The following is a 21,911-nucleotide window of genomic DNA, read 5'->3' as shown; positions in this document are numbered from 1 at the left end:
ACAAGTCAACGGCCTGTCGCATCCTCCATCGCCCGATCACGCCAGTTCAACGCCGTTTTCGGTCGCCCAAGCCGAAAGCGCGCCGCGCATATCGCGCGGAGGTGCCTTGAGCAGCGCTGCCATATGCGCCGTCAATGCCGCCCGATCGAGCGAGCGCACCATCGCCTTGATCGGCCCGACCGCCGCCGGCGTGATCGACAGACGATCGATGCCGAGCCCGATCAGCGCCATCGCTTCCAACGGACGCCCGCCCATTTCGCCGCACACCGTCAACTGCACGCCCGCCGCCCGCGTCGGTTCGACCAGCTTGAGCAGAAAGCGCAAGATCGCGGCGCTCAACCAGTCATAACGTTCGGCGAGCTTGGGATTGGCGCGATCGGCGGCGAAGAGAAATTGCGTCAGGTCATTGGTGCCGACCGACAGGAAGGCAATATTGGGCAGCAGCACGTCAAGCTGCTCGGCAAGCGCCGGCACTTCAAGCATCGCGCCATAGCGGATGTCGGTCGGCAGCTTCTTGCCGCGCGCGCCCAGCCAGTCGCGCTGCGCTTCGAACAGTGCACGCGCTTCGTCAAACTCCCACGGCTCGCTGACCATCGGGAACATCACGTTGAGCGTGCGCCCGGCCGCCGCCTCCAGCAGCGCGCGCGCCTGCACCTTCATCAGCCCGCCGCGTTCGAGTGCGAGCCGGATCGCGCGCCAGCCCATCGCCGGATTTTCTTCGTCGGCATCTTCCTTGTTGAGATAGGGCAGCGCCTTGTCGCCGCCGATGTCGACCGTGCGGAACACCACGGGCCGATCGCCCGCTGCGTCGAGCACATCGCGGTACAAACGCTGCTGGCGCTCGCGCGAGGGCAAGGTGGCGGAGACGAGAAACTGGAATTCGGTGCGGAACAGGCCGATGCCGTCGGCACCGGTCACATCGAGCGCCGAAACATCGTCGCGCAGCCCGGCATTGACCATCACCGTCAACCGGTGGCCGTCCTTGGTGACCGGGGCCTCGCTCTTCAGTGCAGCGAACACCGCACGGCGTTTCTGGCGCAATTCCAGCGCGGTCTGGAACGCTTCCTCCATCGCCGCCGATGGCCGCGCAAAGACGTTGCCTGCGGTGACATCGAGCAGCAGCAAATCGCCCTCGCCCACCAAACGCCGCACGTCGCGCACGCGGCCGAGCACCGGCACCCCCATCGCCCGGGCGACTATGGTGACGTGCGCAGTGAGCGACCCTTCTTCGAGCAGCACGCCCTTCAGCCGTCGCCGATCATATTCGAGCAGTTCGGCCGGCCCCAGATTGCGCGCGATCAGGATCGTGTCCTGCCGCAAGCCCATTTGCGCGGCGGTGCCCATTTGCCCCGACACGATCCGCAACAGCCGGTTCGACAGATCCTCGAGATCGTGCATCCGGTCGGCGAGCAAGGGATCGTCGATCTGGCGCATCCGCATCCGCGTGCGTTGCTGGACACGCTCGATCGCCGCTTCCGCCGTCAGCCCGGAATCGATCGCCTCGTTGATGCGCCGCGCCCAGCCCTCGTCATAGGCGAACATCTTATAGGTCTCGAGCACTTCCTCATGCTCGCCACCGACGCCGAATTCGGCTTGTGCGGCGATCCGCTCGATCTGTTCGCGCATCTTGTCGAACGCGGCGTAGACGCGGTGACGTTCGGCCTCGGTATCCTCGGCGACGATATGTTCGACATGCACGCGCGGCTGGTGGAACACGGCATAGCCGCTCGCCATGCCGTCGACGAGTTTCAGCCCGGCGATTCGCATCGGCGCGGTCGATTGCGGGCGCATCGTCGCGGCACCGCTGGCATCGACCAGTTCGGCATTGGCGATCAACTCGCTCAGCACCATCGCCACGGTCTGCAGCGCCTCGATCTCGACATCGTCATAGCGGCGCGGATCGACATGCTGGACCGACAACACCCCCACCGACCGTTCGCGCCGGATGATCGGCACGCCGGCGAAGCTGCGGAAGCGCTCCTCGCCGGTTTCGGGATTGTGGACGAAGTCGGGATGGCTCGCCGCTTCGTCGAGATTGAGCATCTCGACGGTCTGCGCGATCGTGCCGACCAGACCTTCGCCCAAGGCCAGCTTGGTGACGTGCACCGCCTCCTGCGCCAGCCCGCGCGTGGCGTAAAGTTCCAGTACGCCCTCGCGCAGCAGATAGATCGAGCAGACCTCGCTCGCCATCGCTTCGCCAACGATGTTGACCACCGCATTGAGCTTGGCCTGCGCAGGCGTGCGCGAGGCCATCACGTCGTGCAGACGGCGGAGGATTTCGCGGGCGGAGGCGGCGGCGCTTGGCATGGTACCCGGCTAACAGATTGGTGCAGGGCTTGGCTATCGTGCGACGCACAAGATTTGTTTGGGGGGCTCTTTCTTATTCCCTTCCCGCTTGCGGGAGGGGAGTTTTACACGTCGAACAAGCTCTCCTGCGCGCCTTCGGGCGGGGTCAGGCCAAGATGCTTCCACCCGCCCGCATTGAGGCAACGCCCGCGCGCGGTGCGCGCGATCAGGCCGAGCTGGATGAGATACGGCTCGATCACTTCCTCGACCGTGTCGCGCGGTTCGCTTAAGCCCGCCGCAAGCGTCTCCACGCCGACCGGCCCCCCGCGATAAATGTCGGCGATCATCATCAGATAGCGCCGGTCCATCGCGTCGAGCCCGAGCCGGTCGACTTCCAACCGATTGAGCGCGGCATCTGCGGCGCGCGCATCGACCAGATCGTGCCCTGCCGCATGCGCGAAATCGCGCACCCGCCGCAGCAACCGCCCGGCGATGCGCGGCGTGCCGCGCGAACGCCGCGCCACCTCGGTCGCGCCATCGGGCGAGATGGCGAGGCCGAGCAGCCCCGCCGCGCGCGTGACCACGCTGGTCAATTCCTCGACCGTATAGAAAGACAGCCGCACCGGAATGCCGAAGCGATCGCGCAAGGGGGTCGTCAGCAAACCCTGCCGCGTGGTTGCGCCGATCAGCGTGAAGCGCGGCAAATCGATCCGCACGCTGCGCGCGCTTGGCCCCTCGCCGATCATCAGATCGAGCGCGCGGTCCTCCATTGCGGGATACAGCACTTCCTCGACCGCCGGTTGCAGCCGGTGGATCTCGTCGATGAAGAGCACGTCGCCATCTTCGAGATTGGTGAGCAGGGCGGCGAGATCACCCGATTTGGCGATCACCGGCCCCGAGGTGGCGCGGAAGCCAACGCCCATTTCGCGCGCGACGATCTGCGCCAGCGTCGTCTTGCCAAGGCCGGGGGGCCCGAAGAACAGCACATGGTCGAGCGCATCGCCCCGCGCCCGCGCAGCCGTAATGAAGATCCGCAGATTCTCGCGCGCAGCCTTCTGCCCGACGAAATCGTCGAGCGACTTCGGACGCAGCGCGGCGTCGACGTCCTCGGCGGTGCGGGCGGGGGTGAGGAGGCGATCGTCGGTCATGACGCGGCGATAGCGTGCCGGGGCTGGGCGCGGCAAGGCACAGGCGCTAGGATACCGGCATGACTGTCCTGCCCGAGCTGTTCGTCGCCTCGTCGCTTGCGCCCAGCCTGATCGCAGCCCTGGAAGAGCGCTTCACCCTGCACCGCCATGCCCCACCGCCGAGCACGCGCGCGATCGTCGGTGGCGGGATGACACGGCTCGATGCGGCCCTGCTCGACCGGCTGCCCGCGCTCGAAATCGTCGCGATCCACGGTGTCGGGCATGATCGCATCGATCTGGCGGCAGCCAAGGCGCGCGGCGTGCGCGTGACCACCACGCCCGACGTGCTGACCGAGGATGTCGCCGACCTCGCCATCGCCCTGTGGCTGGCGGTCGAGCGCCGGGTGGCCGCCAACGATGCGGTGGTGCGGCGTGGCGGCTGGGGCGTGCCGCTCGGCAGGCGGGCGAGCGGGCGCACGATCGGCATCTTCGGGCTGGGCAAGATCGGCCAGGCGATCGCGCGGCGGGCCGCGTCGTTCGGGGGCGAAATCCTCTATACCGCGCGCCACGCCAAGCCCGAGCTGCCGTGGCGCTTCGTGCCCGACATCGCCGCGCTGGCGCAAGCGAGCGACGTGCTGATCCTCGCCGCGCCGGGCGGGGCCGAGACGGAGCGCAGTGTCGATGCGGCGGTGCTCGAACGGCTTGGGCGCGGTGGCGTTTTGATCAATATTGCGCGCGGCAGTCTGGTGGACGAAGCCGCGCTCATCGCCGCGCTGGAGCAGGGCGTGATCGCGGGCGCAGGTCTCGACGTGTTCGCCGACGAACCGCGGGTGCCGGACGCCTTGAAAGCGATGCCGCACGTGGTGCTCGCCCCGCATCAGGGCAGCGCCACGATCGAGGCGCGCGCGGCGATGGAGGCGCTGGTGCTGGCGAATCTCGATGCGCATTTTGCGGGCGAAGTATTGCCGACGGCGATCGTGTAGCCGCCCGCATCGGCGGGGGGTCACTTCGCCGCCTTCCTGAGCGCGAGGCGCACCAGCGCGTCGAGCGTCGCACCGCCGCCCAGTTCCTCCTCCGCCGCGGCGACCGCGCCGCTGGCTTCGGCCGGGCGGAAGCCGAGGTTGAGCAGCGCCGACACTGCATCCGCGCCCGCGCCGACCGGGGCCACCGTCACGCCCGCGCCGCCGATGGCGACGCCTCCGATCTTGTCCTTCAATTCGCGCACGATGCGTTCGGCGAGCTTGGGGCCAACGCCATTGGCGCGAGCGACCATCGCCTTGTCCTGCGCGGCAATCGCGCGCGAAAGATCGGCGGGTTCGAGCGCCGACAGGATCGCCAGCGCGACGCGCGCACCCACGCCCTGCACGCCAGTGAGCAAGCGGAACCAGTCGCGCTCCGACGCGGTCGCGAAGCCGACCAGGCGGATGAAATCCTCGGCGACCAGCATCTCGGTGTGGAGCATCACCGCCTCGCCGACCGGGCCGATCGCACTGAGCGTGCGCGACGACGCGCCGACCAGATAGCCGACCCCGCCAACATCGACCACGGCATGGTCGAGTCCCGTCGCGTCGAGGCGGCCTTTAAGATGGGCGATCATCCCCGGTACGTAACAGGAACGCGCCGCCCGAGGAAAGCAAAATCAGGGGATGCGCCGCGCGCTCGCCAAATGATGCGCGTGGCAAATCGCTACCGCCAGCGCATCGGCGGCATCGGGCCCGTCGATCTTCACGCCGGGCAGCAAGCGGCTGACCATGGCATGCACCTGCACCTTTTCAGCACCCCCGACGCCGACCACCGCCTTCTTGATGAGCCGCGTGGCATATTCGCCAACATCGAGCCCAGCGCGCGCGCCAGCGCATAGCACCACGCCGCGCGCTTGCCCCAGCTTCAGCGTCGATTGCGGGTTGGCGTTGACGAACACTTCCTCGACCGCGCACGCATCGGGCGCGCGGTCGATCAGCAATGCGCTCAACATCGCGTCGAGATGCGCGAGGCGCCGCGGGAGGGGCGCGGCGGTATCGGTCTTGAGCTTGCCATTGGCGACATGGCTCAGCCGGTTGCCCTCGGCGCGGATCAGGCCCCAGCCGGTGATGCCGAGACCAGGGTCGAGGCCGAGGATTAGCATTTTTTTTGGTCCACGCGAAGGCGCGAAGGCGCGAAGCAGGGAGTTCGCGCGGAGACGCGGAGACGCGGAGGAGAAGGGGGTAGGACCGCGGGCGCGGCGTCACCCCGGGCTTGTCCCGGGGTCCACCGATCGCTGAGACCATCGGCCACAGGATAAGCGGCACGGTGGATGCCGGGACGAGCCCGGCATGACGTAGGGAGTGTGTCGGTCGATACGGGGCGCAACATCTCCGCGCCTCCGCGGCTCCGCGCGAACCGGATCCCGCTTCGCCGCTTTGCGGCTTTGCGTGAACAGATCGGGCGACTGTCGAAGATCAGCATAAAATTCCCTCTCCCCTCGGGAGAGGGAAGGAGGAGCGGAGCGACGGAAGAGTGAGGGTGACTGGGTGTGCGACGTCGCCCTCACCCTTCCCCCTTGGCTTCGCCAAGCGGGCCCCTTCCCTCTCCCGAAGGGAGAGGGAGTTGAAGTTCATCCCAGTTTCTCGAGGATCGCGTCGGACACTTCGTAATTGCCCCACACGGTCTGCACGTCGTCGTCATCGTCGAGCACGTCGATCAGCTTGAATAGCGTCGCGGCATCCTCCTCGCTGACTTCGACCATGGTCTGCGGCCGCCAAGCGAGCTTCGCGCCTTCGGGTTCGCCCAGCACGGGGGTGAGCGCCGTCACGACTTCGTGCAGCGATTCGTTCGAGGTCCAGATCTCATGGCCCTCCTCGCTCGACTGTACGTCCTCGGCACCTGCCTCAAGCGCCGCTTCGAACACCTTTTCGGCATCGCCCGCCGACGCCGGATAGGAGATCAGGCCCATCCGGTCGAACGCATGACTGACCGAGCCCGATGCGCCGAGATTGCCGCCGTTCTTCGCCATACCGGTGCGCACGTTGGTGGCGGTGCGGTTGCGATTGTCGGTCAATGCCTCGATGATCAGCGAAACGCCGCCGGGGCCGAAGCCTTCATAGCGGATTTCCTCGTAATTCTCGGTATCGCCCTTCGACGCCTTGTCGATCGCGCGCTGGATATTGTCCTTGGGCATCGACTGCGCCTTGGCGGCGTTGATCGCCATGCGCAGGCGCGGGTTCATGTCCGGATCGGGCAAGCCCATCTTGGCGGCGACGGTGATTTCGCGGCTGAGCTTGGAAAACATGCCCGAGCGCTTCTTATCCTGCGCGCCCTTGCGGTACATGATGTTCTTATATTTGGAATGGCCTGCCATGCTTACCCCGCAAAGTGGTACTTTGCGGGGACCCCTTAAGGCGTTTGTGGTCCCCGCTCAATGTTTGGTGATCGGTCAGTCGAGGCCGAGCGCCTGCTTGTACGTCTCGAGCAGCGCCTCGGCCTCGTCGCGGTGATGCTTTTCCATCTTGCGCAGGCGGACGATGGTGCGGATCGTCTTGACGTCGAAGCCGGTCGACTTGGCTTCGCCGTACACGTCCTTAATGTCGTCGGCGATGCCCTTCTTTTCCTCTTCGAGGCGCTCGATGCGCTCGATCAGCAGGCGGAGTTGGTCGGCGGCGATGATGTCGCTCACGGCGTTGTTCCCTGAATGTGAATCACTGAAAGGCGCGCGCTTTAGGACAGCGCGCGTCTGCCGTCACGCATTCTTCGCGACGCTTTGCCGCATGCGCTCGAGCTGTTCGGGCGTCGCCTCGCTCTGATGCTCGGCTTTCCACTGCGCATAGGGCATGCCGTAAATAATTGCGCGCGCGGCATCTTTGGTCAGCGTACCGTCGGCTTCCTCGACCCAGTCCGACAGGCAATTGCGACAGAAACCGGCAAGCCCCATCAAATCAATATTTTGCGCGTCGTCGCGGTGGCGCAGGTGCCGCACCAGCCGCCGGAACGCAGCCGCCGCCACGGCATCGTCGAGAGTCTCCAAATCGGCCATTATCGTTGCTCCACGGTTGATCGGGCGGAAATAGGGGTTAGAGCAGCACGCGCACAAGCCATCCCCAGGGCGAGAATTATTTCATGATACAGGCAATAGCCCCGCGTTCGCGCAAGGTCCGCATCCTCGCGACGCTCGGTCCCGCAAGCAGCAGCCCCGAAATGATCGCAGCATTGTTCGAAGCCGGTGCCGATGCGTTTCGCGTCAATATGAGCCATGGCGACCAGCAATCCAAGGTCGCGGTGATCCAGGCAATCCGCGCGCTGGAACAAAAATACGGCCGCCCGTCGACCATCCTCGCCGATCTGCAAGGCCCGAAACTGCGCGTCGGCAAGTTCGAGGGCGGGCGCGTAACCCTCGAAAAAGGCCAGACCTTCACGCTCGACCGCGACACCACGCCGGGCGACGCGAGCCGCGTCGAATTGCCGCACAAGGAAATCTTCGCCGCGATCGAACCCGGCGCGCGGCTGCTGCTCGACGACGGCAAATTGGTGCTGCGCGTCACCAGCCACACCCCCGACACGATCGTCACCGAAGTGGTGGTCGGGGGCGCGCTGTCCAACAGCAAGGGGCTGAACGTCCCCGACGTGGTGCTGCCGATGGCGGCGCTGACCGAGAAAGACCGCAGCGACCTCGCCTTTGCGGTCGACCAGGGTGTCGATTGGATCGCCTTGAGCTTCGTCCAGCGGCCCGAGGATCTGGCCGAGGCGCGCAAGCTGATCGGCGGCAAGACCGCCTTGCTCGCGAAAATCGAAAAACCGTCCGCAATCGAGCGGCTCGAGGAAATCGTCGAAGCGTGCGACGGCGTGATGGTCGCGCGCGGTGACCTGGGCGTCGAACTGCCGCCCGAAAGCGTGCCGCCGCTGCAGAAGCGCATCATCGAGGTTTCGCGCCGTCTCGGCCGCCCGGTGGTGGTGGCGACGCAAATGCTCGAATCGATGATTACCTCGCCCTCCCCCACCCGCGCCGAAGTGTCCGACGTGGCCACCGCCATCTATGACGGGGCAGACGCGATCATGCTGTCGGCGGAAAGCGCCGCAGGCGCGTGGCCGACCGAATCGGTCGCGATGATGAACGCGATCGGCGAGGCGGTCGAACGCGATCCGACGCATGGCGAGCGCATCCACTTCACGGTGATCCGGTCCGACCCGACCACCGCCGACGCTTTGTCGGAAGCCGCCAAGAACATCGCGCACACCGTCGATGCCGCCGCGATCATCTGCTTCACTGCCTCGGGCTCGACCGCACGCCGCGTCGCGCGCGAGCGGCCAGGCGTGCCGCTGATGGTGCTGACCCCCAATCTCGAAACCGCGCGTCGCGCCGGGCTGCTGTGGGGGGCCTATGCCGTCCACACCAAGGACGTCGAATCGTTCGAGGAAATGGTCGCCAAGGCGAAGCGCATGGCGCTGCGCCACGGGCTGGCGGTGGCGGGCGACCGTGTCATCATCATCGCGGGCGTGCCGTTCAAGACGCCGGGATCGACCAATGTGCTGCACGTCGTGCGGATCATCGGCGACGAGTTGAGGGATTATATTTAACGTTGGACCGCTCCCCCGCGAAAGCGGGGGAGGGCCAGGGTTACAAGCGAACCGCTCGGTGCCCTAGGCTTCTGCTTCCGCAGGAACGCGGACCGCCTGTTCACAATCAACCGACAGACCAAGCTTCGCGAGATCGGCGCGCAACGTCTCCGCGTCGGTGAACAGCAAACCGGTGATGCCGAGTGCATTGGCCGCATCGATATTGGCGGCGCTGTCATCGATGAAAACCGCGTCCTCAGCCGCGACGCCGAAGCGATCGAGCGCGAGCGTGTAGATCGCCGGATCGGGCTTGATCCGCTTTTCCTCGCCCGACACGACGATGTCGCGGAAGCGGCCGAACACGTCGGGTCGGCTCGCGCGGAAGGCGGCGAAGAAGTCGTCATGGAAATTGGTGATTGCGAACAGCGGTACGCCCGCTGCATCGAGCGATTCGAGAATCGCGACGACGCCGGGCACTTCGCGTTGCAGCGAATCATTGAAGCGCGGACCGTAGAGGTCGATCAGCGCGGCATGCTGCGGGAAACGCGCGCGCAGCTCCGCCGACGTCTCGGCGAAGGAAACGCCGAGATCGTGCTGGGCATGCCAGTCGAGCGAGACAACATCGTCCACGAATGCACGAAGCGCCTGATCATCCTCGATCAGGCGCTCATAGATCGCGTGGCGATCCCAGTGGAACAGCACATTGCCGACATCGAAGATGACGGCCTTCGTGCTACCCATGGCGGGCGATCAGCCCTGGCGTGCCTTGAAGCGACGGTTGGTCTTGTTGATGACGTACGTACGCCCACGACGACGGATCACGCGGTTATCGCGGTGACGGCCCTTGAGCGACTTCAGGGAATTGCGGATCTTCATGATCGATTCGCTTTGCAAATTCTGGAATGTGGAAAAGAGCGGCTGCGCATATGGTCGGGATGCCCCCAAGTCAAGTATAGAGCGCGCCGGACATATGCGGGACACCGCTATGGAACATCGATCCAACGGAACACGGGGGCCGGGTCGAAGCGTTACACCCCTGCAACAAGCGCGTACGAGGAAAACTGGCATGAAGCGGACTATGGGTTTGGCATTGGCGGCGACGGTGCTCGGCGCGGGCGCGCTGGCAGGCTGCACGACGACCGGCAAGGCCGGCCCTGTCGAAGTGACGCGCTTCCACCTCGGCGCGCCGCTGGAAACCGGCACTCTTACCGTAGAGGCGATGCCGGGCCGCGATCAGGACAGCCTGGAATATAAGACCTATGCCGCAGCCGTTGAAACCGAGGCGCTGACCCACGGCTTCACCGTGCCCGCGACCGGGGCCGGGCCGCAATATGCCGCCGTCGTCAGCTTCACGCGCACCAACCGCCCGGCCCCCTCCCCCAATGGCAGCCGTAGCGGGGTGAGCGTCGGCCTGGGCGGTGGCGGCGGCGGCTATGGCGGTGGCGTCGGGCTGGGCGGGGCGATCTCCTTCCCGATCGGCAAGCCGCGCTATCGCACGATCGTGCTGACCGATCTCGCCGTGCAGATCCGCCGCCGCAGTGATGGCACGGTGATTTGGGAAGGCCATGCCCAGACCACCGCCGATGGCCAAGCGCCCGACGCGCAGACCGGCCCGGCCGCGACGAAATTGGCGCGCGCGCTGTTCCTGGGCTTCCCCGGCGAATCCGGGCGCACTATCACGGTCAAATGAGCATCACCGTCAACGCCGCCTTTGACAGCGGAAACATCCTGGTCGCCGGCATTGACGGCGACCAGGTGAACCTCACCATCGCGCGGGATCACCTGTCCGACTTCTTCCAATGGTTCCACTTCCGCGTGGCCGGAGCCAAGGGGCGGACGCTGACCTTCCGCATCCTGAATGCGGGCGAATCGGCCTATCCGTTCGGCTGGCCGGGCTACAAGGTGCGCGCCAGCACCGACCGCCAGAACTGGCGGATGATCCCGACGCGCTATGCGGGTGGCGTGCTGGAATTCGAATGGACCGGCAGCAGCGAGTTGGTGTGGTTCGCTTATTTCCAGCCCTATACGCTGGAGCAGCATGACGCGCTGGTCGCGCGGATTGCGCTGGCCGACGGCGTCACCCACCGCGAGCTCGGCCAGTCGCTTGACGGGCGCGCGATCGATTGCCTCGAGCTTGGCACCGGCCCCAAGCATGTCTGGCTCTATGCCCGCCAGCACCCGGGCGAGAGCATGGCCGAATGGTGGATGGAAGGCGCGCTGGAATGGCTGACCGACCCGGCCAACGCGACCGCGCAAGCGCTTCGCGAAAAGGCGACCTTCCACTGCGTGCCCAATATGAACCCCGATGGCAGCTTCCGCGGCCATTTGCGCACCAATGCGGCAGGCGTGAACCTCAACCGCGAATGGGACACGCCAACGCCCGCGCGCAGCCCCGAAGTGCTGTGCGTTCGGAACGCGATGGACGAGACCGGCGTCACCTTTGCGATGGACGTGCATGGCGACGAAGCGATCCCCGCCAACTTCCTGGCAGGCTTTGAGGGCATCCCCTCCTGGACCGATGCGCTGGGCGCGAAATTCTATGATTTCGGCCAGCGGCTGGCGGCGCACACGCCCGATTTCCAGACCGAAAAGGGCTATGACAAGGCGGCACCCGGCCGCGCCAACCTGTCGATGTCGACCAACCAATTGGCCGAGCGCTTTGGCGCCGTGTCGATGACGCTGGAAATGCCGTTCAAGGACCATGATGCCAATGCCGATGCCGAATTCGGCTGGTCCGGCGCACGGTCGAAGACGCTGGCGCATGCGTGTTTGGACGTGCTGGCGGAGATGATTGACGGGATTTGAGGGGGGCGACGGCACCGCCCCCCGACCTTGGCCTTGGCGCTTCCCCGGTGAGGGCGGAGCACAAGCAGCGATAGTCCCCAGCCTGCCTCCGACAGCGCGCGGATCTCGCTAGATGTTTTCTTCGCCGCCTGCAGCGCGGCAATTCCTCGTTTGGCGAAGGGCCGATGCGGTTTTCTTTTAACCGCCCAGCCAATCGGTGATGATCTCGCCTTCATGCCCCTCGGGTGCCAGCGTGGCGCGCAGGGCTTCCAGCAGCGGCGGCAGCGCTTGCGTGAAGGCGTAAGGCGGATTTACGATATACAGGCCGGCACCATTATAGAGGCCCGGCTGATCGCTATCGTACAGCCAATGCTCCACCCGCAGCAGTTTCGGGATGCCGAGCCCCCGCATCTGCTCCCGCCACTGCCCATGCGTCGCGCGGTCTTTTAGCGGATACCAGATCACCGTCACGCCATGCGCCCATTTGCGGTGTGCAGCGCCAAGGGTGGCGGTGATCCGGTCGCGTTCATCGGTCTGCTCGAACGGCGGGTCGACCAGCACCACGCCGCGCGCTGTGCGGGGCGGCAACATCGCCAGCCAAAGCTCGTAGGCGTCGCGCTCATGCACGGCAGCGGAGGTGCCGCGCATCACGCCGCGCAAGGTATAGGCGTCTTCAGGATGTTTTTCGTTGAGGATCAGAAAATCCTGCGGGCGCAGAAGCTGCGCCAAAATCCGCGGCGAGCCGGGGTAGAAGTGGAGCTCGGCCCCGACATTCACCGCCTGTACGGCGGCGCGATAGTCGTTCAACAAAGGGTTCGGGTCGGCAAAGGCCCGCAGCACGCCCTGCGTGAACTCGCCGGTACGCCCGGCCTCCTCGCCGTCAAGGTCGTACAGCCCGCAGCCGGCATGGGTATCGATCAGGGTCAGCGCGCCCGGTTTTTGCTGCAAGGCCCGCACGAGGGCGATCAGCAGGCTGTGCTTCACGACATCGGCGCTGTTGCCGGCATGGAAGGAATGGCGATAATTCATTGCGACACAAAATCCCGACGATCTGCCTTTTATCCGAAGTGCCGGGCGCGGTGGCCGAGCGCGCGGCGGTGGAAGGCACCAATCCGGTGCGCGTATAAAGTCGGGCGGAAACCTTCAACGCCCTTCTGCGCGGGTGGCATCAAACCCGCCTGTTGATCGCGCCGCCGTGAGCGGATACCCGGCGGGGCATGTTGCGCCCGGCCTGTCGCCGGGTAAGGAGACCGCGCCTTATGCCTAGCCTCGTCCTGATCCGCCACGGCCAGTCCGACTGGAACCTCGAGAACCGTTTCACCGGCTGGTGGGATGTCGACGTGACCGCCAAGGGGGCCGAGGAAGCGCGCGCGGCGGGGCGGTTGATGGCGGAGAAGGGGCTCGATTTCGACCTCTGCTTCACCTCGCTGCAGACGCGCGCGATCAAGACGCTCAATCTGGCGCTGGAGGAAATGCAGCGGCTGTGGCTGCCGGTCGAGAAGGACTGGCGGCTGAACGAGCGCCATTATGGCGGGCTGACCGGGCTCAACAAGGCCGAGACCGCCGCCGAATATGGCGACGCGCAAGTGCATATCTGGCGCCGCAGCTTCGACGTGCCGCCGCCGCCGATGGCACCGGGCAGCGCCTATGACCTGTCGCAAGACCGCCGCTACGCCGGGATCGACATCCCCGCGACCGAAAGCCTGAAGGACACGATCGCGCGCGTGCTGCCCTATTGGGAGGGGCGAATCGCGCCCGCTTTGCGCGCCGGGCAGCGCGTGCTGATTTCGGCGCATGGCAATTCGCTGCGCGCGTTGGTGAAGCATTTGTCGGGCATTCCCGATGACGAGATCACCACGCTGGAAATCCCGACCGGGCAGCCGATCGTCTATGAGCTCGACGACAGCCTCGCCGCCACCGATCGTTACTATCTGAACGAGCGGTAGCGGCGGGCCGCCCCCGGCTTACTGGCCGGTGGTGACGGTGGTGGTGGTCTTCTCGGTCGCGCGCGGCGCGGGGCGTTTGGCGGTGTGGCGCACGGTCTTGCGCACCACCTTGTGCGTCGTCGCGGCGGGGGCCGGGGTAGCGGTCTTGGTGGTTTCGGTCGTCACCGTCATCGTCGGTGGCGGCGTCGGCGCGGCGGGTGCAGCGATCACCACCGGCGTGGCGCGCGCAGCGGCGGCATCGGCCGCTGCGGAGGCTGCGGCCTGTTCGGCAGCGGCCGCACGGGCGTTGGCGGCAGCGGCTTGGGCCTGTGCGTCGGCGGCGGCATCGCGCGCATTCTCGGTCACGGCGCGGGCAGTCTGGGTGCGCGCACGCTGCGCCTCGCCCAGCGCGGTGTCGGCGAGCTGGCTGGCATGATGCGCGGCGGCGATCGCCTCTTCCTTCTTGCCGCTGGCGAGATCTTCCTGCGCGGTGCGCAAGGCGGCCTGTGCCTCGGCCTGCAGGCGCGGGGTTTCTGCAGTTGCACCGACCTTGGCCGACGCATCGATCTTCGCGCGCGCCTCGGCGATGGCGGCCTCGGCGCGCTCGTGTTTGCCTTCGGCAAAAGCGGGGCTGGAGAAAGCGAGTACCGCGGCAAGGGCGGCGATCGACGCTGTAGACTTGCGGTTCATTGGGTTTCTCCTTGGGATCTGTTCTCGTGCACCCCCAACCCCTGCCGAGACGCACAAGTTCCACGACGAGCCGTTTGCGAGAGTTGCCCTGCCCAGCGCGGGCCGCTAGTCCCGACGGCATGGCCACGCCCGAAACCCCCGCCGCGCGCCCTGTCGTCGGCATCATCATGGGAAGCACCTCCGATTGGGAGACGATGCACCATGCCGCAGAGCTGCTCGCCGAGCTGGGGGTCGCGTATGAAAGCAAGGTGGTGTCGGCGCACCGCACGCCGCAGCGGCTCTATGATTATGCGGGCAGTGCGGCTGCGCGCGGGATCAAGGTCGTGATCGCCGGCGCAGGCGGCGCTGCGCATCTGCCGGGCATGGCGGCGGCGCTGACGCATGTGCCGGTGCTGGGCGTGCCGGTGGAAAGCAAGACGCTGAAGGGCGTCGACAGCCTCTATTCGATCGTCCAGATGCCGGCGGGGATTCCGGTGGGGACGCTGGCGATCGGCAAGGCCGGGGCCAAAAATGCAGCGCTGCTGGCGGCAGCGATCCTGGCGCTGTCGGATCCGGGCTTGAGCGAGCGCTTGCAGGCTTGGCGCGCGGCGCAGACCGAGAGCGTGGCGACCGATCCGGCGTGAGTTTAACGTTTCTCCCCTCCCTGGAAGGGAGGGGCTGGGGGTGGGTCGGCTGATGGCGAACGGCACGCCCGACTACGGGCCGACCCACCCCCGCCCCCTCCCTTCCAGGGAGGGGAGGAAACGCAGTCGATTTTCTCTTCACCAAGCGGACGGACCAGCATGACCCCCCTTCCCCCCGGATCGACCATCGGCATCCTCGGCGGCGGCCAGCTTGGACGGATGCTCGCGGTGGCGGCGGCGCAGCTTGGCTATCACACGCGCATCCTCGCGCCCGATGAGGAAGCAGTGGCGGCGCAGACCGCGTCCAGCTTCACTCGCGCCGATTATCACAGCCGCATCGTGCTCGATGAATTTGCAGCTGCCGCCGATGTGATCACCTACGAGTTCGAGAATATCGCGCTCGATCCGGTCGAATATTTGGCGGGCAAGGTGCCCGTCCACCCCGCCCCCGCCGCACTTGGCATCGCGCAGGATCGAGCGGTCGAAAAAGCCTTTGTCCGCGACATTGGCGGACGCACCGCGCCCTGGGCCAAGGTCGAAACGCTCGCCGAACTGCAGGCGGCGGTTGCGGAGATCGGTACGCCCGCGATCCTCAAGACGCTGCGCATGGGCTATGACGGCAAGGGCCAGATGCGCATCACCTCGCCCGCCGACATCGCGGTGGCGTGGGATGCGATCGGTCGACGCCCCGCCATTCTCGAAGGCTTCGTGACGTTCAGCCACGAATTCTCAATCCTCCTGGCCCGACGTGGCGATGGACAGATGGTCAGCTATCCGCCGCCGTGGAACGAGCATAAAGACGGCGTGCTGGCGCGATCGACCCTGCCCGCCCCCGCCGAGGTCGCCGCGCACTGGGGCGAAGCGGCGGCACTGGCCGGGCGGATCGCCGACCAGCTCAATTATGTCGGTGTGCTGGCGTGCGAATTCTTTGCCGGGGCCGAGGGGCCGGTGTTCAACGAAATGGCCCCGCGCGTGCACAATTCCGGGCATTGGACGATCGAGGGCGCGGTGTGCTCGCAATTCGAGAACCATATCCGCGCGATTTGCGGGCTGCCGCTCGGCGACACCGGCCTGACCGCGCCGACCGTAGCGATGGAAAATCTGATCGGCCATGATGCCGACCGCTGGGCCGAAATCCTCGCCGAGCCGGGCGCGCATCTGCACCTGTATGGCAAGGAGACGCGGCCGGGGCGCAAGATGGGGCATGTGACGCGGCTGGGGCGGTAAGGTCGGCATTCCCAGCCCCCGTTCGTTTCGTGCGAAGTCGAGAAACCTGCGCCCGGTGTGACGGGTTTCTCGACTTCGCTCGAAACGAACGGGAGGGTGGTGGTGCTGAGCGGTTTCTGCGGCAGAGGCTGCGCGCGTGGAGCGCCCCCTCCACCATGCGCTTTGCGCATGGTCCCCCTCCCGGGGCCGGGAAGGATTAAAAAAGGCCCGCGATCCTGGTGGAGCGCGGGCCTCTTTTCGTCGGGATCGAACGGCTCAGGCCGCGCGCGTGCCCGTCATCGGGAAGCTGCCGAACGCGCCCGCGCCGACCGAGCCGGTGAGCGTGTCGCCATCGGCGGTTGCTTCGCAGGTCAGCGTCATCGGCATCGGCACGACGATCGACATCGTCCACTTGATCGTCTCACCCTCGACGATGCCGTCGGTGATTTCGGCGCTGCCCTGCGCGCCGACTTGGCTTCCGGTCCAGCTATTGCCGTCGGTCTTGACCGTCAGCACGGCCTTCTGGTCGCCCAGCGGCGACTTGACGATGGTATCCCAGGTTCCGTCGATTGCAGCCATTGTCTCTCTCCTGACAAGAATCTTCAACGCGCATCCGCGACGGATGCGGCGGGCACCACCTCAACCGGCAACCCGATGCTGTCAAGCTGGCCGCGGACCTTGGCCGCATCGCCGACGACGATCCAGACGGTCTTGGCCGGGTCGATTGCCGTGCGTGCCGCAGCGTCAAGCTCGGCTGCCGTCATCGCGCGATATTTTTGCGGCAGCGTCGCGTAATAATCGTCGGGGCGACGATACAGGTCGTTTTGTTGCAGTGCGCCCAGCACGGCACCCGACGTTTCGAAATTGCCCGGCAGCGAGCTGATCGCATCGGTGATGGTGCGATCAAACTCGTCCTTGGTAATGCCCTTGGTGGTCAGGAACTCGGCAAAATCGGTGCGCAGCGATTTGATCGATTCGCCGGTCTTGTCGGCCTGCACCCCGGTGCCGAGCAGATAGGGCGTGTCGTGCTGGGCGCGGCGGAAGGAGCCGTTGACGCCGTACGACCAATGCCGCGCCTCGCGCAGGTCCATGTTGACGCGCGACAGGAAATCGCCGCCGAGCGTGTCGTTGGCGGTGATCACCGGCAGCAGATCGTCAGTGCCGACCAGCCTCGTTGGAATCCCGGCGATGATGAACGACTGCGGCGAATCGGGCCGGTCGATCAGCACTATCTTGGGAGCCGAAGGTGCTGCCTTGACGTTGAAATCCTTGACGCCGGCCTGGCCGGTCGGCGTCCAATCGCCAAAGCGCGCATCGAACGCCGCCTTCACCTCGGCCAGCGGACGATCGCTGACGACGAAGATCTTGGCCTTGTCGGGCCGGATCCAGGCTTGCTGGAAGGCAATCAGATCGTCGCGCGTCAGTGCCGCCACCGCCTTGGCGTCGCCGCTGCCGAACGACTTGGCATAGGGATAGGCCGCGCCGTAGATCAGCTTGGGATAGACGCGCGTTGCCAGGCCCTGCGGGCTGGTCAGCTCAGCCGAGATTCGCGAAAGCTGCTGGTTCTTGACGCGGGCGACTTCCGCCGGATCGAACTTCGGATGCCGCACGATATCGGCAAGCAATTCGGTCGAGGCCGCAAGGTTCGCGCTCGGCGTGAACAGGCCGACAACGGTGCGGTCAGCCCCCGATCCGCTGGTAATGTTCGCGCCCAGCCGCTCTTTCGCTTCGGCAATCGCGATCGAATCGCGCGTGAGCGTGCCCTCGTCGAGCATGTCGAGCGTCAGTGTCTGCGTGCCGAGCTTGCCCGGCGCATCGGCGGCGACACCGGCATCGAAGCTGATCGACGCCTGCGTGATCGGCACGGCGTTGCGATAGGCATAGATAAGTTCGATGCCGTTCTTAAGCTTGGCGTGCTCGACCTTGGGGAAGTCGAGGCTCGCCAACGTCCCGACCGGCGGCAGCGCACCGCGCGTGCCCTTGAATTCAGGCTCGGGTGCCGCCGCGACCTTGGCCGGCGGGGTCGCCTCGACATAGGCATCGCGCGCGCCGGGCACGACGGTCAGCGCATAGACCGGGCGCGTCAGCCATTTCGCGCTGGCCGCTTTGACTTGCGCGGGCGTCTGCGCGGCGAGTTCGGCAAGCTGCTTTTTGTAGAAGCCGGGGTCGTTCTCATACAGCGCGCCTTCGGCAAGCGCGACCGCCTTGCCGCCGAAACCACCGGTCGATTCGAGCCCGGCAATGCGTGCCGCCGCATCGCGCGTCGCAACGCGCTGCACTTCATCCGCAGTCGGGCCGTTGGCGATGACATCGGCGATGATCTCGTCGAGCCGCTTGGCGACCAGCGCCGGATCGACCCCCGGGCGCACATCGGCGCTGACCACGAACATGCCGACCTGCGCGAAGCTCTCATTGTTCGCCGACACGCGCACCGCGAGCTTTTCCTTGCGCACCAGCGCATTGTCGAGGCGGCTGCTGGCAAGGCCACCGAGCACTCCGGCGGTGACGTCCAGCGAGACCGCTTCGGGGTTGTTGAGGCCCGGCACCGCCCACATGCGATAGATGCGCGTGGTGGCGACACGGTCCTTGATCGTCTCAACCTTGGGCGCGGCCAAAGTCGGCACATCGGCGGCGGGGACGACGCTCTCCGGCCCCTTGGGGATCGCGCCGAAATACTTTTCGACCAGCACTTTCGCCTTGGCGGCGTCGATATCGCCCGACAGCACCAGCACCGCATTGTTGGGGCCGTAATGACCTCGGAACCACGCCTTCACATCCTCGACGCTCGCCGAATCGAGATCGGTCATCGATCCGATGGTGGTGTGGCCATAAGGGTGCGTGGTGGGGAACAGTGTCTCGGTCTGCTTGTACTGCACCAGACCAAAGGGCTGATTATCGCCCTGCCGCTTCTCATTCTGCACGACGCCGCGCTGCTCATCGACCACGCCGGGGGTGATCGCCCCGAGCAGATAGCCCATGCGGTCGCTTTCGAGGAACAGCGCGCGATCGAGTGCTGCGACGGGCACCGTCTCGAAATAATTGGTGCGATCGAAATAGGTCGTGCCGTTGAGATCGGTCGCGCCGATCGCCTTGGTATAGGTGAAATAGTCCTTCGGCGCATTCTCGGAGCCGTTGAACATCAGATGCTCGAACAGATGCGCAAAGCCGGTCTTGCCCTTGGGCTCGAACTTCGAACCGACATTGTACCACACGCTGATCGCGACGACCGGGGCCTTGCGATCGGTATTGACGATCACGCGTAAACCGTTGGCGAGGCGGAATTCGCTATAGGGAATATCGACTTGCTTGACCAAGTCCGCGACCGGAACGGGCTTGGGCGCGGTCTGCGCGACGGCGGGCATCGCCAGCGTTGAAAGGGCCACGCCACACAGCGCGAACAGCTTGACGGTCATTGATGGTTCCCCTGGCGATGTCGTTGGTAAACGACTGTACTGATTAGGTATAGCAGTGGCCGGTTTCGTTACAATACGTCACGGCCGATACACACGCTCGACGCTGGTCCGTAAGTCGTCGCGCCAGAACAATACCGGCTTGGTTTTATGCGCGACGAACAGCGGGGCCTGGTCGGCATAATGCGGTGACCGCGGCCGAGTCGTCGCCGCACCATAAGGCTGCACCGATTCCGAGCTGACGCGGCCTGCCTTGTCCCACGTCATGAACATGATGAAGCTGTCGCCATGCTTCACCACCAGCCGCCCGTCATCGGCTTCGTCCCAGGTCGAGGCCGCGCGGAGCACATCGGGGCCACCGTCGAGCGGCAAGTCGACCGCGCCATGCCGCAGGCGCAACACCGTGCCGAGTGGGGGATCGAGCGTGCCGAAATGCCGTTGCAGATACCCCGCCGCCTTGGCCAGCGCATCGCGCGGGTCGAGTTCGGGGCGACGCGGATAGTGCCATTTCTGCCCCGTGCGCAGCAGGATCGCCGCCAGCGCCTGCCCCGCATGATGGCCGTCGAAATCCCAATTCCAGCGCTTCAGCAACGCTTGCGCCTGCATCAGTTGCGCATCGCCGCGCGGGTCGACGCGCGCGATATCGCCGTACCAGCGCGCCGCCCAACTCAGGCGGCTGATGCCCGTGTCATATTTGATGCGCCGCAGATCGTCGGCACTGATCGAGGGATGCGCCCCCATCAGCTCGACCGCGCGCGTACCGCGATTGGTGGTGTCGGTTTCGATGCCGAGCAGTGGCGAATAGTCGCCGGGCTTGAGTTCGGCCCCTGCCCCCGCCGCCTGGAACGGGGTGTTGTTGGCGTTGACCAGGAAACCCGAGGCCGGGTTCACATTGCGCGGCACCTGCGCGAACGGCACTGTGCCCAAGGCGAAATCGCGCGAGGTGTCGCCGGGCAGGACATGAAGATAGTCGAATCCCGGCTTCCGGTTGGGGAAGCTCGCATTGTAGAAATAGGCGATGTTGCCGTGCGCATCGCCGTACAGGAAATTGGTCGCAGGCACGCCCTGGATCGCCAGCGCCTTCTGCCATTCGGCAAAGTCGCGCGCGCGCGTCAGGCGGTAATATTCCTCGATCATGCGGAGCTGGTCGGCCCCGGCATAACGGATCGCATAGGCACCGCTCTTGTTGACGATCACCGGCCCCTGCACCGCACGATACGCCATTTTAGGGATCGGCAGCACGAACGGGCCGAAGCGCACCTTCAGCCACACGCGCTGCGCTTGCAGCGGACGCCACGCACCGTCGAAGCGATAGTGCGTACCGTCGGCATCGAGCGCCAATTTGTAGACGTCGGTCAGATCGGGGCGGTTGACGGTGTTGGTCCAGCCGAGATGTTCGTTATGCCCCAGCACCGGAAACGGCACGCCGGGAAAGGTCGCGCCCGAAAAGTGCCAGCCAGTGCCCGATTGCACGCTCAGTTCATACCAGGCGACCGGGCCGCTCCACGGCTGGTGCGAATTGGCGATGACGCGGGTGAAGCCATCGGCCGAACGCTTCGGGCCGACGACAAAGGCGTTCGAGCCATTGGGCATGGCTTCGCCCCTCGCCGGTAACGCCGCCGGATCGGCGCTGTCGGGCACCGCGCCCGCGCTTTCGCGCGGCAGCGGCGTATCGCCCGACAGCGCCCCGAGCGTCTGGTCGAGCCCGAAGAAGAACGGGGTGCGCAGCACGAAGCCGGTCGCAATGTCCTCGCCATTGGCCGGGAACAGCCGCGCGAGGCGGATCTCGCCCGGATGCCGCCGCGCATACGCGTTGAGCCCGCTGGCATAGGCATCGAGCAAGGCGCGCACGTCCGCCGGCTGCTTCTGATAATCGCGCTCCGCAGTTTCGCGGGCACCGAGCAGACGGAGCGTGTAATCGACCTTGGCCCCGTCCGCGCCTTGGAGCGCGCCGAGGCGTCCCCGCGCCATCGCGACCGCCTCCTGCAGCGTCGCGAAATCATCCTCGGCATGGGCATAAGCCACGCCATAAGCGACATCGGGATCGGTCTTGCCGAAGATATGCGGCACACCGAAACGATCGCGGGCGATGACGCTGTCATAATGGTGGACGGGTGGTGGCGTGACGCGGATCGCGACCAGTGGCTCCCACACGGCGAGCCCGACACCCACCACCAACACCAGCACGCCCAACCCGGCCAGCACCCGCCGCAATCCCCGCATCCACCCTGCCCTCTTATCGTTTGCGGCAAGATGTAGCCGGGCGATCCGGCCGAGACGAGGGGATTGTTTCGCGAGGCTCGTGCCGTTTTCCCGCAAAAGCGCGGATCCAGG

21 protein-coding genes are annotated in these 21,911 nt (G+C 66.0%); 7 read left to right on the top strand and 14 right to left on the bottom strand.

All coding sequences use genetic code 11. The features are described 5' to 3' along the window. Positions 1-36: 36 nt before the first annotated feature. Positions 37-2,307 carry a phosphoenolpyruvate--protein phosphotransferase gene (gene ptsP / locus ACP7BL_RS06960; RefSeq protein WP_426257962.1) on the bottom strand — a complete coding sequence of 757 codons (2,271 nt, stop codon included), beginning with the start codon at positions 2,305-2,307 and terminating at the stop codon, positions 37-39. Positions 2,308-2,411: 104 nt separating this feature from the next. Beyond that, entirely contained in the window at positions 2,412-3,434 is a 1,023-nt protein-coding gene (gene ruvB, locus ACP7BL_RS06955; RefSeq protein ID WP_033964683.1) for a Holliday junction branch migration DNA helicase RuvB, read from the bottom strand. A gap of 59 nt (positions 3,435-3,493) precedes the next feature. Between ruvB and ACP7BL_RS06950 the strand changes: the two genes are divergently transcribed. Then, entirely contained in the window at positions 3,494-4,396 is a 903-nt protein-coding gene (locus ACP7BL_RS06950; RefSeq protein ID WP_137902708.1) for a 2-hydroxyacid dehydrogenase, read from the top strand. Positions 4,397-4,416: 20 nt separating this feature from the next. Here ACP7BL_RS06950 and ruvA read toward each other — a convergent pair whose 3' ends face one another. The 5 genes from ruvA to ACP7BL_RS06925 form a co-directional block, all read right to left on the bottom strand. Beyond that, positions 4,417-5,010: a Holliday junction branch migration protein RuvA gene (ruvA, locus tag ACP7BL_RS06945; RefSeq protein ID WP_426257961.1), complete on the bottom strand. Its 594-nt coding sequence runs from the start codon at positions 5,008-5,010 to the stop codon at positions 4,417-4,419. 42 nt (positions 5,011-5,052) lie between these two features. Beyond that, a complete protein-coding gene (gene ruvC / locus ACP7BL_RS06940) occupies positions 5,053-5,538 on the bottom strand; it encodes a crossover junction endodeoxyribonuclease RuvC (RefSeq protein ID WP_341204450.1) in 486 nt (161 codons plus the stop codon). Positions 5,539-6,006: 468 nt separating this feature from the next. Next, entirely contained in the window at positions 6,007-6,750 is a 744-nt protein-coding gene (locus tag ACP7BL_RS06935) for a YebC/PmpR family DNA-binding transcriptional regulator (protein ID WP_033964702.1), read from the bottom strand. 75 nt (positions 6,751-6,825) lie between these two features. After that, positions 6,826-7,065, bottom strand: coding sequence for a DUF2312 domain-containing protein (locus ACP7BL_RS06930; RefSeq protein WP_126845419.1), 240 nt, complete (start codon positions 7,063-7,065; stop codon positions 6,826-6,828). A gap of 63 nt (positions 7,066-7,128) precedes the next feature. Beyond that, on the bottom strand, positions 7,129-7,422 hold the full coding sequence (locus ACP7BL_RS06925; protein ID WP_426257960.1) for a DUF1244 domain-containing protein: 294 nt from the start codon (positions 7,420-7,422) through the stop codon (positions 7,129-7,131). 83 nt (positions 7,423-7,505) lie between these two features. Between ACP7BL_RS06925 and pyk the strand changes: the two genes are divergently transcribed. Beyond that, the gene (pyk, locus tag ACP7BL_RS06920; RefSeq protein ID WP_033964700.1) at positions 7,506-8,960 is read left to right on the top strand and encodes a pyruvate kinase; all 1,455 of its coding nucleotides are present in this window, start codon (positions 7,506-7,508) and stop codon (positions 8,958-8,960) included. Positions 8,961-9,023: 63 nt separating this feature from the next. On the opposite strand, the gene ACP7BL_RS06915 is transcribed toward pyk, so the two are convergent. Beyond that, the gene (locus ACP7BL_RS06915) at positions 9,024-9,680 is read right to left on the bottom strand and encodes an HAD family hydrolase (RefSeq protein ID WP_426257959.1); all 657 of its coding nucleotides are present in this window, start codon (positions 9,678-9,680) and stop codon (positions 9,024-9,026) included. Between the two features lie 9 nt (positions 9,681-9,689). After that, positions 9,690-9,815 (bottom strand): type B 50S ribosomal protein L36, encoded by a 126-nt coding sequence (gene ykgO / locus ACP7BL_RS06910; RefSeq protein ID WP_004210176.1) that lies wholly within the window; start codon positions 9,813-9,815, stop codon positions 9,690-9,692. A gap of 190 nt (positions 9,816-10,005) precedes the next feature. On the opposite strand from ykgO, the gene ACP7BL_RS06905 reads away from it, so the two are divergent. Together ACP7BL_RS06905 and ACP7BL_RS06900 are read left to right on the top strand one after the other, a co-directional pair. After that, complete coding sequence (locus tag ACP7BL_RS06905) at positions 10,006-10,629, top strand: DUF4136 domain-containing protein (RefSeq protein ID WP_033964698.1); 624 nt, start codon at positions 10,006-10,008, stop codon at positions 10,627-10,629. After that, positions 10,626-11,744 carry a M14 family metallopeptidase gene (locus ACP7BL_RS06900; RefSeq protein WP_426257958.1) on the top strand — a complete coding sequence of 373 codons (1,119 nt, stop codon included), beginning with the start codon at positions 10,626-10,628 and terminating at the stop codon, positions 11,742-11,744. The genes ACP7BL_RS06905 and ACP7BL_RS06900 overlap by 4 nt, the downstream gene beginning before the upstream one ends. Positions 11,745-11,921: 177 nt before the next feature. Here the strand turns inward: ACP7BL_RS06900 and ACP7BL_RS06895 are convergent, their stop codons facing one another. Next, positions 11,922-12,752, bottom strand: a complete 831-nt coding sequence (locus tag ACP7BL_RS06895; protein WP_033964696.1) for a 23S rRNA (adenine(2030)-N(6))-methyltransferase RlmJ — start codon at positions 12,750-12,752, stop codon at positions 11,922-11,924. Positions 12,753-12,982: 230 nt separating this feature from the next. On the opposite strand from ACP7BL_RS06895, the gene gpmA reads away from it, so the two are divergent. Further along, the gene (gene gpmA / locus ACP7BL_RS06890; RefSeq protein WP_033964695.1) at positions 12,983-13,669 is read left to right on the top strand and encodes a 2,3-diphosphoglycerate-dependent phosphoglycerate mutase; all 687 of its coding nucleotides are present in this window, start codon (positions 12,983-12,985) and stop codon (positions 13,667-13,669) included. Between the two features lie 18 nt (positions 13,670-13,687). Here the strand turns inward: gpmA and ACP7BL_RS06885 are convergent, their stop codons facing one another. Further along, complete coding sequence (locus ACP7BL_RS06885; RefSeq protein ID WP_137902709.1) at positions 13,688-14,338, bottom strand: hypothetical protein; 651 nt, start codon at positions 14,336-14,338, stop codon at positions 13,688-13,690. 119 nt (positions 14,339-14,457) lie between these two features. Here ACP7BL_RS06885 and purE point away from each other — a divergent pair, with 119 nt between their 5' ends. Next, a complete protein-coding gene (gene purE, locus ACP7BL_RS06880) occupies positions 14,458-14,961 on the top strand; it encodes a 5-(carboxyamino)imidazole ribonucleotide mutase (RefSeq protein ID WP_052192586.1) in 504 nt (167 codons plus the stop codon). A gap of 159 nt (positions 14,962-15,120) precedes the next feature. Then, positions 15,121-16,188 carry a 5-(carboxyamino)imidazole ribonucleotide synthase gene (locus ACP7BL_RS06875; protein ID WP_126848987.1) on the top strand — a complete coding sequence of 356 codons (1,068 nt, stop codon included), beginning with the start codon at positions 15,121-15,123 and terminating at the stop codon, positions 16,186-16,188. 255 nt (positions 16,189-16,443) lie between these two features. On the opposite strand, the gene ACP7BL_RS06870 is transcribed toward ACP7BL_RS06875, so the two are convergent. The 3 genes from ACP7BL_RS06870 to ACP7BL_RS06860 form a co-directional block, all read right to left on the bottom strand. Continuing rightward, entirely contained in the window at positions 16,444-16,746 is a 303-nt protein-coding gene (locus tag ACP7BL_RS06870; RefSeq protein WP_126848988.1) for a hypothetical protein, read from the bottom strand. A gap of 23 nt (positions 16,747-16,769) precedes the next feature. Further along, a complete protein-coding gene (locus ACP7BL_RS06865; protein WP_426257957.1) occupies positions 16,770-19,580 on the bottom strand; it encodes a M16 family metallopeptidase in 2,811 nt (936 codons plus the stop codon). 78 nt (positions 19,581-19,658) lie between these two features. After that, on the bottom strand, positions 19,659-21,800 hold the full coding sequence (locus tag ACP7BL_RS06860; protein WP_426257956.1) for a penicillin acylase family protein: 2,142 nt from the start codon (positions 21,798-21,800) through the stop codon (positions 19,659-19,661). Positions 21,801-21,911 lie beyond the last annotated feature (111 nt).

It is taken from the genome of Sphingomonas sp. DC1600-2 (assembly GCF_049897605.1).
In the GTDB taxonomy this organism is placed as follows: Bacteria; Pseudomonadota; Alphaproteobacteria; order Sphingomonadales; family Sphingomonadaceae; genus Sphingomonas.
The sequence above is the reverse complement of the archived record's forward strand: the minus strand, read 5'-3'. Positions and strand labels throughout refer to the sequence as shown.